Source organism: bacterium, assembly GCA_030247525.1.
GTDB lineage: Bacteria > Electryoneota > JAOADG01 > JAOADG01 > JAOADG01 > JAOTSC01.
Window position 1 is genome coordinate 1 of sequence record JAOTSC010000271.1, and the last position, 2,422, is coordinate 2,422.

General features: G+C 45.8%; 3 protein-coding genes. 2 read left to right on the plus strand and 1 reads right to left on the minus strand.

The window, feature by feature from the left end; genetic code table 11:
* Positions 1-495, minus strand: a 495-nt coding sequence (locus OEM52_14855) for an SUMF1/EgtB/PvdO family nonheme iron enzyme (GenBank protein ID MDK9701413.1), incomplete at its 3' end; no start/stop codon positions are given.
* A gap of 472 nt (positions 496-967) precedes the next feature.
* Between OEM52_14855 and OEM52_14860 the strand changes: the two genes are divergently transcribed.
* Together OEM52_14860 and OEM52_14865 are read left to right on the plus strand one after the other, a co-directional pair.
* Positions 968-1,960, plus strand: coding sequence for a hypothetical protein (locus tag OEM52_14860; GenBank protein MDK9701414.1), 993 nt, complete (start codon positions 968-970; stop codon positions 1,958-1,960).
* Positions 1,961-1,970: 10 nt separating this feature from the next.
* On the plus strand, positions 1,971-2,422 hold a 452-nt coding region (locus OEM52_14865), incomplete at its 3' end, for a hypothetical protein (GenBank protein ID MDK9701415.1).

A 2,422-nucleotide genomic window follows, 5' to 3' on the forward strand; every position in this document is an offset into this window, starting at 1 on the left:
TTCCGGATCGTCACCCCAATAGAACCGGGTGGTTGTGCCGGCACGACAGGCGTATTCCCACTCCGCTTCGCTCGGAAGCCGCCAAAGCGTATCGCCACTCTGTCGGATCAACGTATCGAGAAAAACATGAATCGAATCCCAAGTGACGCGTTCTACGGGGAGGTTTTCGCCGATAAAGTGTGACGGATTGCTATCCATCAACGATATCCACTGGGTTTGCGTCACTTCGTTTTTCCCGATCCAGAAACCGTAATTCAAAGTCACTTGATGGTAAGGGAGAGCAGCAGTTGGGTTGGGATGATTATTCCCCATCCAATAGGAACCGGGACGAATCCAAATCATATCGATGGTCGCACCACTCGTTCCCAATGGAAACGTTTGTTCAATCGGAGCTGGATTCACCACCTCTGTTGAGTCGTTATCATCTTTCTCGCAACTCGCGACAAAGAATGTGACGAAAACAAAAAAAAGCCCCCAATAATAAAACTGCCGCATGTTTGTTCCGATCAGGTCGAGTGTTGCAATGTAGCATTCAAAGTCGATTGTTCGCGAATGGTTTGATTCATGCAAGCGAAAATTCTCTTGTTCATGTGCTATTCACAAACAATTACATCAAGTTACGAACAAAAGTGGTAAGACTGGTTTACAAAAGACGCAAGAAATGTGTTTTGCGTGATTGATACATTGCATCTCAGTTAACCCGAAAAATGTTGCATAAACAAGTAAGTAAGATATTTCATTTGTTGTGCAAATTGTATTGTGAACTATGGCACATTCTTTGTAGCTTGTGGTAGGGATTCCGTTGCGCTTTATATAAAGTATTGTTTCCTGGTGTTGTTGTTTTTCATTTTTCCCTTTGGATGTATGCTGATTTTCGCTTCGTTGGTCAAACTGCTTTCCCAAATCGTTTCCGCAATTCTTTCTCATCGCTCAACCAGTTTACTCCTAATCAAAGCAAGGAGGTACAATGTCTCGTTTTACTTTAGTTACACTTGGCCTGATGGTTACCCTTTCGCTATCTGCATTTGCCAATGTGTTGATTGTTGATAGTAACACCAACAATTCTACGCCATACCGCGAGCCACAAATGGCGCACGATGCCGCCAGCAACGGCGATACGATTTACATTGTCGGCGCTGCCACAACCTATACCGGTTTTACAGCGACGAAGATGCTGGTATGGATTGGCCCCGGATATATGCTGACCGCTAATCCGGAAACTCAAGCGAATGCCTCGGAAGCTCGGATTTCCACGACGTACTTCAATGCCGGATCACAGAACTCGCAGCTAATCGGGATTACAGTCCAAAGCAGTAGTTTACAATTGAGTGCCAACAATATTGTTGTTCGTCGCTGTTATTTTCCCAGTTCACAACTCATTGTTGGAAATGTAAGTGATTGCTCGATTTTACAGTGTTTCATTACTGGCGTCAACATTGCAATTAGTGGAAGTTCAAATACGCAAATCTACGGTTGTTACGTTACTGCCTCACCTCCCATTTCTTTCCAAGGCGGCAGTACCGGTACGACTATCGGCAATTGCGTTTTGCAAAACAACTCTAATGGTGGATTTATATTAACAAATTCACTGTTCTTCAATTCCTTTTACTACTCGTATCCTTATTCATCCAGCCCTTTTAGCTTGATCAATAGCCAAGTCGATCATGTGTTAACGAATCGCGAAACCCTTTGTGAGGGGGTTGGAAATCAACTGAACATTTCTATCGATTCCGTGTTTAACACCAACCTGAGTGGCGAGCGTCTTTGGACACTTCGTACAAATTCGCTAGGCATTGGTGCTGGCCGTAATAATACCGATATCGGTATGTTTGCTGGATCTTACCCTTATGTTTTATCGGGTATTCCACCAATTCCCACAGTAACCTATCTGTTCATTCCAACCTCGGCGTCGGTGTCGGGTGGTTTACAGGTCGATTTCCGTGCGAAGGGCCGCAACTAACGGAGGCGCGATGAACGCATCACGATTGCGAACAGTGTATCTGTTACTACTGTTCGTGCTGGTTGGGGTTACAGCCGCCGCTCCACTCACGCGGATTGAGTATGCCATTGATCCGCCCGATTTGAATAACAATTGGGTAATCGGATCGCCGCTTAACTCCGATTCGGCGGCAGGAACATTGAACATTCCGCTCAGCGGACTTTCCAACGGTTTACATGTCTTGTTGACGCGCGTTGTTGACAGTAACAACCGGAAAAGCATCCCGGTAGTTAAAAACCTTTGGGTCGTTCGGAACAACTCAACGGTTGTTCCGTATGGAGAGTACTTCATTGATTTCGATCCCGGTCCAACCCACGGGAGTGAGATTATCTTCCGGGAATCTGATTCGGTTTCGGTGAGCTTCGCGGTGCCAGTTGCTACCCAGAGTCCCGGTTTCCATGTACTTGGTATCCGGGTTAATGC